General features: G+C 52.0%; 26 protein-coding genes. All 26 read right to left on the bottom strand.

Translation table 11 applies throughout. The features are described from left to right. The coding region (gene cwlD / locus VU18_RS00705) for an N-acetylmuramoyl-L-alanine amidase CwlD (protein ID WP_047757482.1) at positions 1–694 on the bottom strand (694 nt) is incomplete at its 3' end. 66 nt (positions 695–760) lie between these two features. Continuing rightward, complete coding sequence (locus VU18_RS00700) at positions 761–1,201, bottom strand: YbaK family protein (protein ID WP_011229653.1); 441 nt, start codon at positions 1,199–1,201, stop codon at positions 761–763. A gap of 119 nt (positions 1,202–1,320) precedes the next feature. Continuing rightward, positions 1,321–1,713, bottom strand: a complete 393-nt coding sequence (gene rpsI, locus VU18_RS00695) for a 30S ribosomal protein S9 (protein ID WP_011229652.1) — start codon at positions 1,711–1,713, stop codon at positions 1,321–1,323. A gap of 20 nt (positions 1,714–1,733) precedes the next feature. Beyond that, entirely contained in the window at positions 1,734–2,171 is a 438-nt protein-coding gene (gene rplM / locus VU18_RS00690; protein ID WP_011229651.1) for a 50S ribosomal protein L13, read from the bottom strand. A 179-nt stretch (positions 2,172–2,350) separates the two neighbouring features. Continuing rightward, positions 2,351–3,127, bottom strand: coding sequence for a tRNA pseudouridine(38-40) synthase TruA (gene truA / locus VU18_RS00685; protein WP_011229650.1), 777 nt, complete (start codon positions 3,125–3,127; stop codon positions 2,351–2,353). A gap of 12 nt (positions 3,128–3,139) precedes the next feature. Continuing rightward, a complete protein-coding gene (locus tag VU18_RS00680) occupies positions 3,140–3,937 on the bottom strand; it encodes an energy-coupling factor transporter transmembrane protein EcfT (protein WP_011229649.1) in 798 nt (265 codons plus the stop codon). After that, positions 3,930–4,802: an energy-coupling factor ABC transporter ATP-binding protein gene (locus VU18_RS00675; RefSeq protein WP_011229648.1), complete on the bottom strand. Its 873-nt coding sequence runs from the start codon at positions 4,800–4,802 to the stop codon at positions 3,930–3,932. The genes VU18_RS00680 and VU18_RS00675 overlap by 8 nt, the downstream gene beginning before the upstream one ends. Further along, complete coding sequence (locus VU18_RS00670; protein ID WP_011229647.1) at positions 4,778–5,617, bottom strand: energy-coupling factor ABC transporter ATP-binding protein; 840 nt, start codon at positions 5,615–5,617, stop codon at positions 4,778–4,780. The genes VU18_RS00675 and VU18_RS00670 overlap by 25 nt, the downstream gene beginning before the upstream one ends. 117 nt (positions 5,618–5,734) lie before the next feature. Further along, entirely contained in the window at positions 5,735–6,097 is a 363-nt protein-coding gene (rplQ, locus tag VU18_RS00665; protein WP_011229646.1) for a 50S ribosomal protein L17, read from the bottom strand. A 100-nt stretch (positions 6,098–6,197) separates the two neighbouring features. Next, positions 6,198–7,142, bottom strand: coding sequence for a DNA-directed RNA polymerase subunit alpha (locus VU18_RS00660; RefSeq protein WP_011229645.1), 945 nt, complete (start codon positions 7,140–7,142; stop codon positions 6,198–6,200). A gap of 150 nt (positions 7,143–7,292) precedes the next feature. Further along, positions 7,293–7,682, bottom strand: coding sequence for a 30S ribosomal protein S11 (gene rpsK / locus VU18_RS00655; protein ID WP_011229644.1), 390 nt, complete (start codon positions 7,680–7,682; stop codon positions 7,293–7,295). A gap of 25 nt (positions 7,683–7,707) precedes the next feature. Continuing rightward, entirely contained in the window at positions 7,708–8,073 is a 366-nt protein-coding gene (gene rpsM / locus VU18_RS00650; RefSeq protein ID WP_008881920.1) for a 30S ribosomal protein S13, read from the bottom strand. A gap of 20 nt (positions 8,074–8,093) precedes the next feature. Beyond that, a complete protein-coding gene (rpmJ, locus tag VU18_RS00645) occupies positions 8,094–8,207 on the bottom strand; it encodes a 50S ribosomal protein L36 (protein WP_011229643.1) in 114 nt (37 codons plus the stop codon). Between the two features lie 36 nt (positions 8,208–8,243). Continuing rightward, positions 8,244–8,462 (bottom strand): translation initiation factor IF-1, encoded by a 219-nt coding sequence (gene infA / locus VU18_RS00640; protein ID WP_011229642.1) that lies wholly within the window; start codon positions 8,460–8,462, stop codon positions 8,244–8,246. Between the two features lie 95 nt (positions 8,463–8,557). Continuing rightward, positions 8,558–9,325, bottom strand: a complete 768-nt coding sequence (gene map / locus VU18_RS00635; RefSeq protein WP_011229641.1) for a type I methionyl aminopeptidase — start codon at positions 9,323–9,325, stop codon at positions 8,558–8,560. Further along, entirely contained in the window at positions 9,322–9,975 is a 654-nt protein-coding gene (locus VU18_RS00630) for an adenylate kinase (RefSeq protein ID WP_013143983.1), read from the bottom strand. The genes map and VU18_RS00630 overlap by 4 nt, the downstream gene beginning before the upstream one ends. Positions 9,976–10,018: 43 nt before the next feature. Continuing rightward, positions 10,019–11,311, bottom strand: coding sequence for a preprotein translocase subunit SecY (gene secY, locus VU18_RS00625; RefSeq protein ID WP_021322060.1), 1,293 nt, complete (start codon positions 11,309–11,311; stop codon positions 10,019–10,021). Beyond that, a complete protein-coding gene (gene rplO / locus VU18_RS00620; protein WP_011229638.1) occupies positions 11,311–11,751 on the bottom strand; it encodes a 50S ribosomal protein L15 in 441 nt (146 codons plus the stop codon). The genes secY and rplO overlap by 1 nt, the downstream gene beginning before the upstream one ends. A gap of 24 nt (positions 11,752–11,775) precedes the next feature. Continuing rightward, positions 11,776–11,964: a 50S ribosomal protein L30 gene (gene rpmD / locus VU18_RS00615; protein ID WP_014194602.1), complete on the bottom strand. Its 189-nt coding sequence runs from the start codon at positions 11,962–11,964 to the stop codon at positions 11,776–11,778. A 13-nt stretch (positions 11,965–11,977) separates the two neighbouring features. After that, entirely contained in the window at positions 11,978–12,478 is a 501-nt protein-coding gene (gene rpsE, locus VU18_RS00610) for a 30S ribosomal protein S5 (RefSeq protein WP_011229636.1), read from the bottom strand. 19 nt (positions 12,479–12,497) lie between these two features. Beyond that, positions 12,498–12,860 carry a 50S ribosomal protein L18 gene (gene rplR / locus VU18_RS00605; RefSeq protein WP_011229635.1) on the bottom strand — a complete coding sequence of 121 codons (363 nt, stop codon included), beginning with the start codon at positions 12,858–12,860 and terminating at the stop codon, positions 12,498–12,500. A gap of 33 nt (positions 12,861–12,893) precedes the next feature. Continuing rightward, positions 12,894–13,430 carry a 50S ribosomal protein L6 gene (gene rplF / locus VU18_RS00600; protein ID WP_011229634.1) on the bottom strand — a complete coding sequence of 179 codons (537 nt, stop codon included), beginning with the start codon at positions 13,428–13,430 and terminating at the stop codon, positions 12,894–12,896. 32 nt (positions 13,431–13,462) lie between these two features. Beyond that, a complete protein-coding gene (gene rpsH / locus VU18_RS00595) occupies positions 13,463–13,861 on the bottom strand; it encodes a 30S ribosomal protein S8 (protein ID WP_012820490.1) in 399 nt (132 codons plus the stop codon). A gap of 33 nt (positions 13,862–13,894) precedes the next feature. Continuing rightward, positions 13,895–14,080 carry a type Z 30S ribosomal protein S14 gene (locus VU18_RS00590; protein WP_003247599.1) on the bottom strand — a complete coding sequence of 62 codons (186 nt, stop codon included), beginning with the start codon at positions 14,078–14,080 and terminating at the stop codon, positions 13,895–13,897. Between the two features lie 29 nt (positions 14,081–14,109). Continuing rightward, complete coding sequence (rplE, locus tag VU18_RS00585; protein WP_011229632.1) at positions 14,110–14,649, bottom strand: 50S ribosomal protein L5; 540 nt, start codon at positions 14,647–14,649, stop codon at positions 14,110–14,112. A gap of 27 nt (positions 14,650–14,676) precedes the next feature. Beyond that, the gene (gene rplX, locus VU18_RS17045; RefSeq protein WP_011229631.1) at positions 14,677–14,988 is read right to left on the bottom strand and encodes a 50S ribosomal protein L24; all 312 of its coding nucleotides are present in this window, start codon (positions 14,986–14,988) and stop codon (positions 14,677–14,679) included. Between the last annotated feature and the right edge of the window lie 23 nt (positions 14,989–15,011).

The following is a 15,011-nucleotide window of genomic DNA, read 5'->3' as shown; positions in this document are numbered from 1 at the left end:
TGGAAAAATAGCGGAGCACTCCTTTATAAATCGAGGCGGCCAGCTTCGTTTGGTAGCCATCAGACACAAGCAGCTCTCGCTCATCGGGATTCGACAAAAACCCAACCTCGACAAGCGCGCCGGGGATTTTTGCATGCTTGAGCAAATAGACGGTATCAATCATTTTTGCCAGTCGATGGGTGTTCTCCAAATTGCGCCGCAATTCCGCTTGGATAAATCTCGCCAGCCGCTCGTTTTCGATGAACGACCCGTAATAAAACGTCTGCGCTCCTCGCCAACGCGGCGACGGGATGGCGTTGAGATGGATGCTGATGAAAAGATCGGCATTCGATCGATTGACGAAAGCCGTTCGTTCGAGCAAATCCTCCGTTTTCCGTCGGCTGTAGCCGCGTGTGGACGGGCTGGCCAAGTCCCGATCCGTCTCGCGCGTCATCAGGACGAGCGCCCCTTGCTGCTGCAGATAATCGCGCAGCTTTTTCGCCACGTTGAGCGCGATGTCCTTTTCCACCGCCTCGCCACCGACGGCGCCGCCGTCCGGCCCACCATGGCCGGGGTCCAATACGATGATTCTCCCCGATAATGGGAGATTCCATGGTTTTGTTGATGTCAAATCGGAAAATAAAGACGGAAATAGCAAAGTGCTCATAAGGGCGACGGCAGCAAAAGCGACCAGCCACTTCCATTTTTCTCTCATTGTTTCTCCTCCCGCACGTTTCCCTTCTCTATCTTATATGGGACAAGGCGCGGGAATAGAACTCATTCAGCGAAGTTTTAGACGACGCCGTTTTTTGCCCCGCTCAAATCCTTCCGTCCACCAGTTGCCGATATATTGTTCACACGCGTCATACAGCGACTGGCTGAGGAAATCGTTGTCGATATTGCCCCAAAAGCAAAGAAAATCAAACAGCGTATCGATCAAATATTTTTCTTCTTGAGCACATCGACAACGTACGCTGGCCGCCGGCTCCCCATAATAGCCGAATCGGCTGTAGCGAGCGCCGAGCAAATACGCTTCAATGGCCAGATCAATACAGCCTTCCTCAACAACGGATGGGAACATCCGATACGCCGTATAAAACGGAACAAAGTGCTCAAGCGCTTTGGTCCGTAATTTCTCAAGCGACAGTTCGCGCAACATGTTCCGTTCATAGCGAAGCTGCTTTTCCTGCCTTTTTTCCGCCAATGAAGTGATGACTGTCATCGTCTTTCACGCTCCTTTACGATGTAGTGTCTAACGATCGCTCACAATCATACGCGCGGGCGAAAGGCAGAAATAAGCAAAAAACCCAGCCAAATCGGCTGGGTTGGAACATCACGCGATTAACGTTTCGAGAATTGCGGAGCGCGGCGGGCGCCTTTGAGCCCGTATTTTTTGCGTTCTTTAACGCGAGCATCGCGCGTCAGCAAACCGGCCCGTTTCAGCACCGTGCGGAATTCCGGATCGACTTCAAGCAACGCACGGGCGATGCCATGGCGAATCGCACCGGCTTGGCCGGCAAATCCGCCGCCTTGGACATTCACCAAAACGTCGTAGCTGCCAAGCGTTTCCGTCAATACGAGCGGCTGTTTTACCATTTCGATGAGCGCTTCCGTCGGGATGTACTCGCGAATGTCACGCTTATTGACAATGATGCGGCCATCGCCCGGGACAAGGCGGACACGGGCGACCGAGCTTTTGCGACGACCTGTGCCGTAATATTGTACTTGTGCCAAAATCATACCCTCCCTTATGATTATCCGCGAAGTTCATACACTTCTGGTTTTTGTGCTTGATGCGGATGTTCGCTTCCACGGTAAACGTGCAACTTTTTGAACATTTGCCGGCCAAGGCTGCCTTTTGGAAGCATGCCGCGCACCGCACGTTCGATCATTTGTTCCGGGTAGTTCGTACGCATTTCCAGCGCTGTTCTTACTTTTAAGCCACCCGGATATAAGCTGTGGCGATAGTACAGTTTTTTCGTCAACTTTTTCCCAGTCAGTTCGACTTTGTCCGCATTGATGACGATGACGTGATCTCCGCAATCAACGTGCGGAGTGAACGTCGGTTTATGTTTGCCGCGCAACAGCGCCGCTACTTCGCTGGCTAAGCGGCCTAACGTTTTGCCAGCTGCGTCGACAACGTACCATTTACGCTCTACTTCATTCGGTTTCGCCATATAAGTCGTACGCAATGCAGTTCCCTCCTAAAATAAAAAAATGAACAAACAAAATGGTCGTTTATTTCAACACGATTATGGTCCGGGGCTAATCGTGGAAAATACATGCCATATGATATAATAGCTTGCCGGCGCGCCAATGTCAAGAAGATGTTACACAAGGACTCGTTGTCTTAAAAAGCCGGAGAAAACCATCAGCCATCCACCAATGAGTGAACCAAACATTCATCCTCATAGTATACGCGCCATAAATACAGCCCTTCGGCCGGCGCGGTTGGACCAGCGAGGCGCCGATCTTTCGCCGCAAGCAGTGTCGAAATGTCGGCGGGAGAACGCTTCCCTTGGCCGATCTCCAACACCGTGCCAACGATAATGCGCACCATGTTGTACAAAAAGCCGCTGCCGACAAACCGAAACTCGAGCATCGGGCCGTCGGCCTTCACTTCAGCCCGATACATGGTGCGCACCCGGTCTTCGATCGACGTTTTTGCGGAACAAAAGCTTGTAAAATCGTGCGTTCCATGAAGCAAACGAAGCGCCTCGTTCATCGCGCTGATATGAAGCGAATATGGATGCCATGCGCAATAATGGCGGCGAAACACGTCGCGCTCGGCAGCCGTCCATACTTTATAGCGGTATTCTTTCGCTTTCGCCGAAAAACGGGCGTGGAAGTCTGCATCGGCCTCCTGTACAAAGCGAACGACGATATCATCCGGCAGCTGGGCGTTCAACGCCTTTTTCCACTGCTCCGAGGAAAGGGAAAGCGGCGTATCAAAGTGGATCACTTGCCCATAGGCATGAACGCCGGCATCCGTCCTTCCGGAAGCCGCCACACGCACTTTTGTCCCTTTATGCATCCGCCGAAGCACTTCCTCAAACTCGCCTTGCACCGTCCGCTTTCCCGGCTGGATTTGGTAGCCGGAAAAGTGGGTGCCATCATAGGCGATGATGCATTTGATCCGTTGTGTCATGGCCTTCCTCCGCTATGAGCGTAATAAACAAAGCAATACGGCCAGCAGCGCCACAGCCGCTAAAAACGCGATGTCCACCGGCTTCCAAGCGAGCTGGCGGAATTTCGTCCGCCCTTCCCCGCCGCGGTAGCCGCGCGCCTCCATGGCTGTCGCCAGCTCATCGGCTCGTTTGAACGAGCTGATAAACAGGGGCACAAGCAGTGAGACAATGGCTTTCATCCGTTCGGAAAAACGGCCGCCAGAAAAATCAACACCACGAGCCGCCTGTGCTTTCATAATTTTTTCCGTCTCTTCCATCAATGTTGGAATGAATCGAAGCGAAATGGCCATCATCAAGGCGAGCTCATGGACAGGAACGCGCATCTTTTTGAGCGGCCCGAGCAAACTTTCGACGCCGTCGGTCACTTCAATCGGCGTCGTCGTCAACGTCAACATCGTCGTCATCAATACAAGGAGCAAAAACCTTAGGGAAATAAAGACCCCTTGCTTGATGCCGCCTTCATATACAGAGAGCGCACCGATTTGGTAGATGACGTCTCCTTCTTTCGTCATGAATAGATGCAACAGCAATGTAAACAAAACGACCCATAAAATCGGTTTCAAGCCGCGGGCAATGAACGAAAACGGGATGCGAGACAGAGCTGCAAAGGCAAACGCAAACAGCGACAGCAGTGCATACGTCGCCGCATTGTTCGCCAAAAAGACGATCAGGACGTAAGCAAACACGATCAATAGTTTGGCGCGCGGGTCTAAGCGATGAATGACGGAATGACCAGGCACATATTGCCCGATAATCAAATGATTAGTCATGGACGCTCACCTTGGAGAACAATTGCTGGATGGCTTCCGCTGTCTGTTCCAACGTCAAGCATGGCGACGGAATGACAACGCCGAACCGCTTTTCGAGCTGCTGTTTCAATTTGACCGTTTCCGGCACACTCAAACCGATGGCAGCCAGTTTGTCAGCGTCGCGAAACATCTCTTCCGGCGTTCCGTGGCCCCATACCGTTCCTTCATGCATGACGATGATTTCATCAGCGTACCGAGCTGCATCTTCCATGCTGTGGGTGACGAGAACGGTTGTCAACTGCTTCTCACGATGGAGGCGATAAAACATCTCCATCATCTCTTTGCGCCCGCGCGGATCAAGGCCCGCGGTCGGTTCATCGAGCACGAGCACTTCTGGTTCAAGCGCGAGCACGCCGGCGATGGCGACGCGCCGCATTTGCCCTCCGCTCAAATCAAACGGCGATTTCGCCAATACGTCTTCACTCAATCCGACGAGCTTAATGAGCTCCCGCGCCTTCCGCTTCGCCTCGTCTTCCGGCACGCCAAAATTGAGCGGGCCAAAACAAATATCTTTCTCCACCGTTTCTTCAAACAACTGGTGCTCCGGGAACTGGAAGACGACCCCGACCTTTTTGCGCAGCGGTTTCAGCTGCTTTGGCCGCTTATGGCTCGTGATCGTCTCTTCGCCGATCTTCACCGCGCCGCTTGTCGGCTGCAGCAACCCGTTTAAATGCTGAAGGAGGGTCGATTTTCCTGAGCCCGTATGCCCAACCACGGCAACGTACGCCCCGCTTCGGATTGCGACATTGACATCATAGAGCGCCCGACGGGCAAGCGGTGAACGGGCGTTGTACACATGCTCTACTTTTTCGAATACAATGTCCATAGCTCCTCGACCAACTCCTCTGTCGTGAAATATCCAGCCCGAAGCGGAATGCCTTGTTCCCGCAAGCGACTGCCCATTTTCACGGCAAACGGCAAATCAAGACCGATGCGCTCGAGCTTGCTTCCGAGCCGAAAGATTTGCTCCGGCGTCCCTTCTGCCATCACTTCGCCTTTGTTCATCACAATGAGACGGTCCGCCTTCGCTGCCTCTTCCAAATCATGGGTAATTGACAAGACGGTAATGCGCTGCTGGCGGTTCAGGCGGCGCACCGTCTCAAGCACTTCTTCCCTTCCACGCGGGTCAAGCATCGATGTCGCTTCGTCCAAAATGATCATATCGGGGCGGAGCGCCAAAATGCCAGCGATGGCGACGCGCTGTTTTTGCCCCCCAGACAACCGGTGCGGCTCATAATGGAGAAACGGCTCCATATGGACTTGGCGAATGGCCTCGCGAATGCGCTCGACCATTTCCAAGCGCGGAATGCCGTTGTTTTCAAGGGCAAAAGCGATGTCGTCTTCCACGGTCGCACCGACAAACTGGTTGTCCGGGTTCTGGAACACAAGGCCGACGCGGCGGCGCACCTCCCAAACGGTTGCGTCGTTCAAAAGGCGTCCAAACAAGCGAATGGCGCCCCGCTCCGGCCGAAGCAAGCCGATCAGCATCCGAGCGATGGTCGATTTGCCGGATCCGTTATGGCCGACGATCGCTAACCACTCCCCGCGCTCGGCCGTGAAGCTGACGTTTTGCACCGCATAGTCGGATTGATTTGGATAGCGAAAGGACACTCCCTCGATCGACAAGATTGGTTCGGCCATGATCGTTTCCCCTTGCTTCGCCGCGTTGCAAACGCAGCCTGCTAAATGATGGTAAACAAAAAAAGGGCATAGATCCAGTTCAAACGAAACTGTCTCGCCCTTGTTGAAATGAAACCGTTACACGAGTTCAATAATGACCATCGGCGCCCCGTCACCGCGGCGAGGACCAAGTTTCATAATGCGCGTATAGCCGCCTTGGCGATCTTGGTAGCGCGGCGCAATGTCGCTGAACAGCTTTTGCAACGCATCCTGGCCGGTTTCGCTGTTGGCGACCTCCTTGCGGATGAATGCCGCTGCTTGGCGGCGGGCATGCAAATCGCCGCGTTTGCCGAGCGTAATCATTTTTTCCATGACCGAGCGCAGTTCTTTCGCCCGCGCTTCCGTCGTTTCAATGCGTTCGTTGATGATTAAGTCTGTTGCCAAGTCGCGAAGCAGTGCTTTTCGTTGCGAAGTCGTGCGTCCTAATTTTCTGTACGACATCAAATGTCCCTCCCTTTTAAAGTGATGTGTTCCTCATGGTGGCCATCATCAAAGCAATATGGTGAAAGTGTGTTTCCGGCTTGCCGGCGGAGGCCGGCACTTAGTCGTCTTTGCGCAGGCTGAGGCCAAGCTCAGCCAGTTTCGCTTTTACTTCCTCAAGCGACTTGCGGCCGAGGTTGCGCACTTTCATCATATCTTCTTCCGTTTTTTGCGTCAGTTCTTGAACAGTGTTGATGCCGGCCCGCTTCAAGCAATTGTAGGAACGAACCGAAAGATCGAGTTCCTCGATCGTCATTTCGAGCACTTTTTCTTTTTGATCGTCCTCTTTCTCGACCATGATCTCCGCATTTTGCGCCTCATCCGTCAAGCCGACAAAAATGTTCAAGTGCTCCGTTAAAATTTTCGCTCCAAGGGAAATGGCCTCTTTCGGCCCAATGCTTCCATCCGTCCACACATCAATGGTCAGCTTGTCATAGTCCGTCACTTGGCCGACCCTTGTATTCTCGACTTGATAGGAAACTCGGGAGACCGGCGTATAAATGGAATCGATCGGAATGACGCCGATGGGCTGGTCTTCGCGCTTATTCGCCTCAGCAGGAACATATCCGCGCCCCCGCTTGGCAGTCATGCGCATGCGCAGGCGGCCGCCTTCCGCCAGCGTCGCGATATGAAGGTCCGGGTTTAAAATTTCTACATCGCTGTCGTGAGTGATATCGGCAGCCGTGACAACTCCTTCACCCTGCACATCAATCTCCAACGTTTTCTCTTCGTCTGAATAAATTTTCAACGCTAGTTTTTTGATATTCAAAATGATGGCTGTCACATCTTCAACGACGCCGTCAATCGTTGAAAACTCATGCAAGACGCCGTCGATTTGCACCGATGTTACAGCTGCACCAGGGAGTGAAGACAATAGGATACGACGCAAGGAGTTCCCTAAGGTTGTACCATATCCACGCTCAAGCGGTTCGACGACGAATTTGCCATATTTGGCATCTTCGCTCAGTTCGACCGTTTCAATTTTCGGCTTTTCAATTTCAATCATCGATTATTATACCCTCCTTCAAAACGTCGAGACCCCGATCAAACGGTACACGCCTAACAACATTCCCCCATGAATCTCTCTTTATGCTTGCCTGCCATGGTCTTTATCATATCCCATTATTGACAATGGTGCAAATTCTATACAGGGGCGTTACACACGGCGACGTTTTGGCGGACGGCATCCATTGTGCGGGATTGGAGTGACGTCTTTGATCGCCGTAATTTCCAACCCGGCTGCTTGCAATGCACGGATCGCTGCCTCGCGGCCAGCCCCCGGACCTTTGACGTTCACTTCGACCGTTTTCATGCCATGCTCCATCGACGCTTTCGCTGCTGCTTCAGCCGCCATTTGCGCCGCAAACGGCGTTGATTTGCGCGAACCTTTGAACCCCAGCGAACCAGCGCTCGCCCAAGCAATGGCGTTGCCATGAACATCCGTAATCGTCACGATCGTGTTGTTGAACGTTGAACGGATATGGGCGATGCCTGTATCAATATTTTTTCTTACCCGGCGTTTACGAGTGTTTGTTCTGCGTGCCATTCGTCAAATGACCTCCTTTGCGTGATTATTTTTTCTTGTTCGCTACCGTGCGGCGCGGACCTTTGCGCGTGCGGGCATTGTTTTTCGTGTTTTGGCCGCGAACCGGCAATCCGCGGCGATGGCGAAGACCACGATAGCAGCCGATCTCCATCAACCGTTTAATATTTAACGATACTTCACGCCGCAAATCGCCTTCCACTTTTAAGCGGCCGACGATTTCACGAATGCGGCCAAGCTCTTCTTCCGTTAAGTCGCGAACGCGTGTGTCTTCCGATACGCCGGCTTCTTTTAAGATTTTTTGTGCTGTCGGTTTGCCGATCCCATAAATGTATGTTAACGAAATGACTACCCGTTTATCACGCGGAATATCGACACCTGCAATGCGTGCCATATGATACACCTCCTTGAAAATTACCCTTGGCGTTGTTTATGCTTCGGATTTTCACAAATGATCATAACTTTGCCGCGTCTGCGAATAACTTTGCACTTTTCGCAAATCGGTTTGACAGATGGTCTTACTTTCATGTTGTTTACCTCCCTAATTGAACGGAGTGCATTCCTTTATTTATATCGATACGTGATCCGTCCACGCGTCAAATCATACGGCGACAGCTCCACCGTCACCCGGTCGCCAGGCAAAATGCGAATGAAATGCATGCGGATCTTGCCGGATACATGAGCCAACACCGTGTGCCCATTTTCTAATTCTACACGAAACATCGCATTTGGCAATGTTTCGATGACGGTGCCTTCCACTTCAATTACATCATCTTTCGCCATCGAGCGGCTCTCCCTCCTTCGAATGAGTAACATTGTGTTACGCAAAACCGAACGTGATATCCATGATGATCGAGAAGACGTTTACCCCTTCCCACTTATGAAGTGGGAGACTCATTTCCACAATGTGTTAAAATTTCGCAGCCATCTTCTGTAATGACAATCGTATGTTCGAAATGGGCGCACCGTTTTCCATCGGCCGTGACGACGGTCCAATCGTCGGCCAACGTTTTCACGTAACGGCTGCCGGCATTGACCATCGGTTCGATGCACAGCGCCATCCCTGGCCGCAAAATCGGGCCTTTGTTCGGCGGCCCATAATGTGGGATTTGTGGGTCTTCATGTAAGTGTTGACCAATTCCATGCCCGACATACTCGCGAACAACGGAAAAGTGATGCGCTTCGACATACGTTTGAATCGCATGGGAGATGTTCGTTAAACGAGCACCCGGTTTTGCCTCGGCGAGCCCGACGTACAGCGATTGCTCTGTCACGTCAAGCAACCGTTTCGTCTCGGCGTCGATCTCCCCGACCGGATACGTCCAGGCCGAGTCGGCGTGATAGCCTTCATACTGCGCGCCGACATCGATCGTAATAATATCGCCTTCCCGCAATGCGCGGCTGCTGGGAATCCCGTGCACAAGCTCTTCATTCACCGAGGCGCAAATGCTCCCTGGAAACCCTTGATACCCTTTAAACGACGGAATGGCGCCATGGGAACGAATCACTTCCTCCGCGATGGCGTCCAGTTCCTTTGTTGTGATCCCGGGACGAATGTGCTTTTGCAATTCTTTCAATGTAAGGGAAACGATTTTTCCCGCCTCGCGCATCAAAGCAATTTCCTGCGCGGTTTTGCAACGAATCATCGAGCAAGTCCCCCGAGCACTTCACAAATATCAGCAAACACCTTTTCCATTTCCTGTTCGCCGTTAATGTGGCGCAAATAGCCTTTTTGCTCGTAAAAATCGAGGAGCGGCTTCATTTGTTTCATATTCACCTCAAGCCGATTGGCCACCGTTGCTTCATTATCATCGGGGCGCTGGTACAGATCGCCACCGCATTTATCGCATACGCCCGGTTTCGCCGGCGGATGAAAAACGAGATGGTACGTTGCTCCGCAGTTGCGGCAAATACGTCTGCCGGTCAGGCGCTCCATTAAGACCTCTTGGCGAACGTCGATATGGATGACATAGTCAAGCTTGCGCCCGATTTCCGAAAGCAACGTTTCAAGCGCTTCTGCTTGGGCGACCGTGCGCGGGAATCCATCGAGCAAAAAACCATTTTGGCAATCCTCTTTGCTCAGCCGTTCGCGGACGATGCCGATCGTCACCTCATCCGGCACAAGATCGCCGCGGTCCATATACTGCTTTGCCTGCAACCCTAACGGCGTCCCTTCTTTGATCGCCGCTCGAAACATATCTCCCGTTGAAATATGCGGAATTCCGTAAGCCTCGACAATTTTCCCGGCCTGCGTGCCTTTGCCGGCACCCGGCAGCCCCATCAGCACTAAATTCATCCTAACTCCCCCTATCGGCAAGGGACGTCCGTTCTTGCCTTCTTTATTTGATGAATCCACGGTAATGGCGTTTCACCAGCTGGCTCTCAAGCTGTTTCATCGTCTCAAGCGCCACGCCGACGACAATAAGCAAGCTCGTACCGCCGATTCGTGCGGAAGACGGCAAGTTGGCAAAGTTCACAAAGAACACCGGCAGCACAGCGACAACCGCCAAAAAGATTGATCCGACCAGCGTCAGCCGGTATAAAATTCTCGTCACGTACTCTTGTGTGTTTTTCCCAGGGCGAATACCTGGGATGTAGCCGCCTTGTTTTTTCAAGTTGTCCGCCATCTGCTCCGGATTGACTTGAACAAACGCATAAAAGTACGTAAACGCGATGATGAGCACGACGTAAATGATCATCCCAACCGGGTGCGTATAATCAAACGTTCGGCGAATCCACAATGTTACATCATTCGTGCCAAAAAACGATGCAATGGTCGGTGGTGCAATCAAAAACGATACAGCGAAAATGACCGGAATGACTCCCGCTGGGTTCACTTTGAGCGGCAAATGAGTCGAGTGGCCGCCCACCGGGCTTCGGCCCTCAAGCCGCTTCGCGTATTGAATCGGAATTTTCCGGAACGCCTGCTGGATGTAAATGACACCAACGATGACGGCAACGACCGCCAACGCCACAAGCAGGAGCCGGACGATGCGCAAAAACACATCTTCCCCGACATTTTCAAACTGTTGGGCGTAAATTTGGTTCAAGACCGTCGGAATGCCTGAGACAATCCCGGCGAAAATAATGATCGAAATGCCATTGCCCACGCCTTTCGCGGTGATCTGTTCGCCGAGCCACATTAAAAATGCGGTGCCGGCCGTCAAGACGACCGCGATCAGCAAATACGTGCCGATGCCCGGATTTCGAATGAGCATCCCGCCGGCTAAATTGTTGAAGCCGTACGACATGCCAAGCGCTTGGATAAACCCGAGCACGACCGTGAAATAGCGGGTAAACTGAGCTAATTTACGCCGGCCAACCTCGCCTTGCTTCGACCACTCCGTAAATTTTGGAACGACGTCCATTTGCAGCAGCTGGACGATAATCGACGCGGTGATGTAGGGCATAACCCCCATGGCAAAAATTGAAAAGTTTTGCAGCGCCCCGCCGCCGAAAATGTTCAGGACGCCGAATGCATTCAATTCATCTTGCAGTTTTAACACATCCGCGTTCACGCCTGGAACAGGGATGAACGTTCCAATGCGGAACACGATCAACATAAGAAGAGTGAAAATAATTTTGTTTCGAATATCACTGACGCGCATAAAGTTGGAGATTGTCCGAAACATTAAATCACCTCAGTTTTACCGCCAGCCGCCTCAATGGCCTCTTTCGCCGATGCCGAGAACTTATGCGCTTTGACCGTCAGCTTTTTCTCGATTTGGCCTTTGCCCAAAATTTTCACACCCGATTTCAACTTGCTGATGACGCCCGTCTCAAGAAGCAATTCCGGCGTCACTTCCGTTCCGTCTTCAAAACGATTCAGTTTTTCCAGATTCACAACAGCATACTCTTTCCGATTGATGTTCGTAAATCCTCGTTTCGGCAAACGGCGGAACAGCGGAGTTTGACCGCCTTCAAACCCAAGACGAACTCCTCCACCCGAGCGGGCATTTTGACCTTTTTGACCGCGGCCGGACGTTTTGCCGTTGCCCGAACCGATCCCGCGGCCGACGCGCACAGCTTTCTTTCGAGATCCCGGCGCTGGTTGCAATTCATGAAGTTTCATGGCAAAGCACCTCCTTATGATTCATTATTCTTCAATTTCTTTGACTTTGACAAGGTGGGCCACTTTGTTGATCATCCCGCGGATTGCAGGATTGTCATTGTGGACGACCGTTTGGTGCATTTTTCGCAGGCCGAGCGTTCTGACGGTAACGCGTTGGTCTTCCGGACGGCCAATCACGCTGCGCGTGAGGGTAATCGCCAGTTTTTTTGCCATGATCGTTCCCTCCTTATCCTAACAGTTCCTCGACTGTTTTGCCGCGCAATCTCGCTACGTCTTCGGCGCGTTTTAATTGTTTCAGTCCATCAAACGTTGCGCGCACCATGTTGATTGGCGTGTTTGAACCGATCGATTTCGACAAGATGTCGCTGATGCCCGCCAGCTCTAATACAGCACGCGCCGGACCCCCAGCGATGACCCCGGTACCTTCGGAAGCGGGTTTCAAAATGATTTCCCCGGCACCGAAATGGCCGATGACTTCATGCGGAATCGTTGTGCCGACGATCGGCACTTCAATTAAGTTTTTCTTCGCATCTTCAATCGCTTTGCGGATCGCTTCTGGAACCTCTTGTGCTTTTCCGGTGCCAAATCCGACATGGCCGTTTTTATCGCCGACGACGACGAGAGCTGAAAAGCGCAGGCGACGTCCGCCTTTTACGACTTTTGCTACACGGTTGACCGCGACTACACGCTCTTCCAATTCAAGTTTGTTTGGATCGATACGACGCATCGTTGTCCCTCCTTTGTAATTAGAATTCCAAGCCGGCTTCGCGGGCGGCGTCTGCCAATGCTTTTACCCGTCCGTGATATAAATACCCGCCACGGTCGAACACGACTTTTTTAATGCCTTTTTCCAATGCACGTTTGGCGACAAGTTCGCCGACTTTTTTCGCTGCCTCAATGTTGTTCGTCGAATCTAAGCCAAACTCTTTGTCCAACGTCGAGGCGCTGACGATCGTTGACGATTTTGTATCATCGATAATTTGCGCGTAAATATGTTTATTTGAACGGAACACGCTCAACCGCGGACGTTCAGCCGTGCCGAAGATTTTTTTGCGGATGCGCGCGTGTCTTTTCTTCCGAACCGCGTTTCGGTCCACTTTCGTGATCATCGAATGTCACTCCTTTCGCTTCGCTATGCCGCGTTATTTACCAGTTTTGCCTTCTTTCAGGCGCACAAGCTCACCTTCGTAGCGGATGCCTTTGCCTTTATACGGCTCTGGCGGACGAACCGCGCGAATGTTGGCGGCCAGTTCGCCGACGCGCTGTTTGTCTGCCCCTTTGACGATGATTTTCGTTTGGGATGGCACTTCAATTTCAAGCCCTTCTTCCGGCTCAATTTCTACCGGATGAGAATAACCGACGCTCAATACAAGCTTTTTCCCTTGTTTCGACGCCCGGTACCCGACACCAACGAGTTCGAGCGCTTTTTCATAACCTTTCGAAACGCCTTCGACCATGTTGGCAAGCAAGCTGCGCGTCGTGCCATGGAGCGCGCGATGATGTTTTTCATCGCTTGGACGCGTAACCGTGATGACATTGCCCTCAACCGTGATCGTCATATCTGGATGGAACGTGCGGGTCAGCTCCCCTTTCGGCCCTTTGACCGTAACCGTGTTGCCGTTGACCGTAACGGTGACACCGGCAGGAATTTCAATTGGTTTTTTGCCGACACGTGACATGTCAAAAACACCTCCATTCTTGAGCAGATAGATTACCAAACGTAGGCGATTACTTCGCCGCCCGTGCCTTTTTGCCGTGCTTCTTTGTCTGTTAAGATGCCCTGCGATGTCGAAAGAATCGCGATCCCTAAGCCGTTCAGGACGCGCGGCACTTCATGGGCTTTGACGTAAACGCGCAACCCCGGTTTGCTGATGCGTTTCAGCCCGGTAATGACACGTTCGTTGTTCGGACCGTATTTCAAGAAGATGCGGAGAATGCCTTGTTTGTTGTCTTCGATATATTCATAATCACGAATAAACCCTTCGCGCTTTAAAATTTCCGCGATTTCCCGCTTGATTTTCGAAGCCGGGACTTCGAGCTTTTCGTGACGCACCATATTCGCATTGCGGATGCGAGTCAGCATATCAGCAATTGGATCTGTCATCACCATTATGTTTTACCTCCTTCCCAATCAATGGGTTGATTACCAGCTGGCTTTTTTGATGCCTGGAAGTTGACCTTTGTATGCGAGCTCACGGAAACAAATACGGCACAATTTGAATTTTCGATAGACCGAGTGCGGGCGGCCGCAGCGCTCGCAACGGGTGTACGCTCTCACTTTAAACTTCGGCGTCCGTTTTTGTTTCGCGATCATCGATTTTTTAGCCACGATTTCGCCTCCCTTGCGTTATGGGATCATTATTTTTGGAATGGCATGCCGAGCAACGCCAGCAGTTCACGAGCTTCTTCATCCGTGTTGGCCGTTGTGACGATCACGATGTCCATGCCGCGCACTTTGTTCACTTTATCGTAGTCAATCTCAGGGAAAATGAGCTGTTCTTTAATGCCGAGCGTATAGTTGCCGCGGCCGTCAAACGACTTTTTCGATACGCCGCGGAAGTCGCGCACGCGCGGAAGCGAGACCGAAATCAACTTATCGAGAAACTCATACATCCGTTCGCCGCGCAGCGTCACTTTCGCACCGATCGGCATCCCTTGGCGAAGACGGAAGCCGGCGATCGATTTTTTCGCACGCGTTACCACCGGACGCTGACCGGCGATCAGCGTCAGCTCTTCAACGGCGCTGTCTAATGCTTTCGGGTTTTGCACCGCATCGCCGACACCCATGTTGATGACGATTTTTTCGATTTTTGGCACTTGCATGATCGATTTATAGTTGAACTTGCTCATGAGAGCAGGTACGACTTCGTTTAAATACTTCTCTTTCAGGCGGTTCATAAAAGTACCTCCCTTCCTGCGTCACGGTTATTTATCCAAAATCTCGCCGGATTTTTTCGCATAGCGCACTTTTTTGCCATCGACAATTTTATAGCCGATGCGCGTCGGTTCACCCGTTTTCGGGTCGAGCGGCATGACTTTCGAAACGTGGATCGGCGCTTCCTTCTCAATGATGCCGCCTTGCGGGTTCGCTTGCGACGGTTTCGCATGCTTTTTCACAATATTGACGCCCTCGACGATGACGCGGTTTTTCTTCGGAAACGCCGCTAGAATGACGCCTTGCTTGCCTTTGTCTTTGCCGGAGATTACTTGCACTTTATCGCCTTTTTTTACATGCATCGCATTCGCACCTCCTTGAAACG

It is taken from the genome of Geobacillus sp. ZGt-1 (assembly GCF_001026865.1).
Lineage (GTDB): Bacteria > Bacillota > Bacilli > Bacillales > Anoxybacillaceae > Geobacillus > Geobacillus thermoleovorans.
This window is presented reverse-complemented; position numbering and strand designations above follow the sequence as displayed.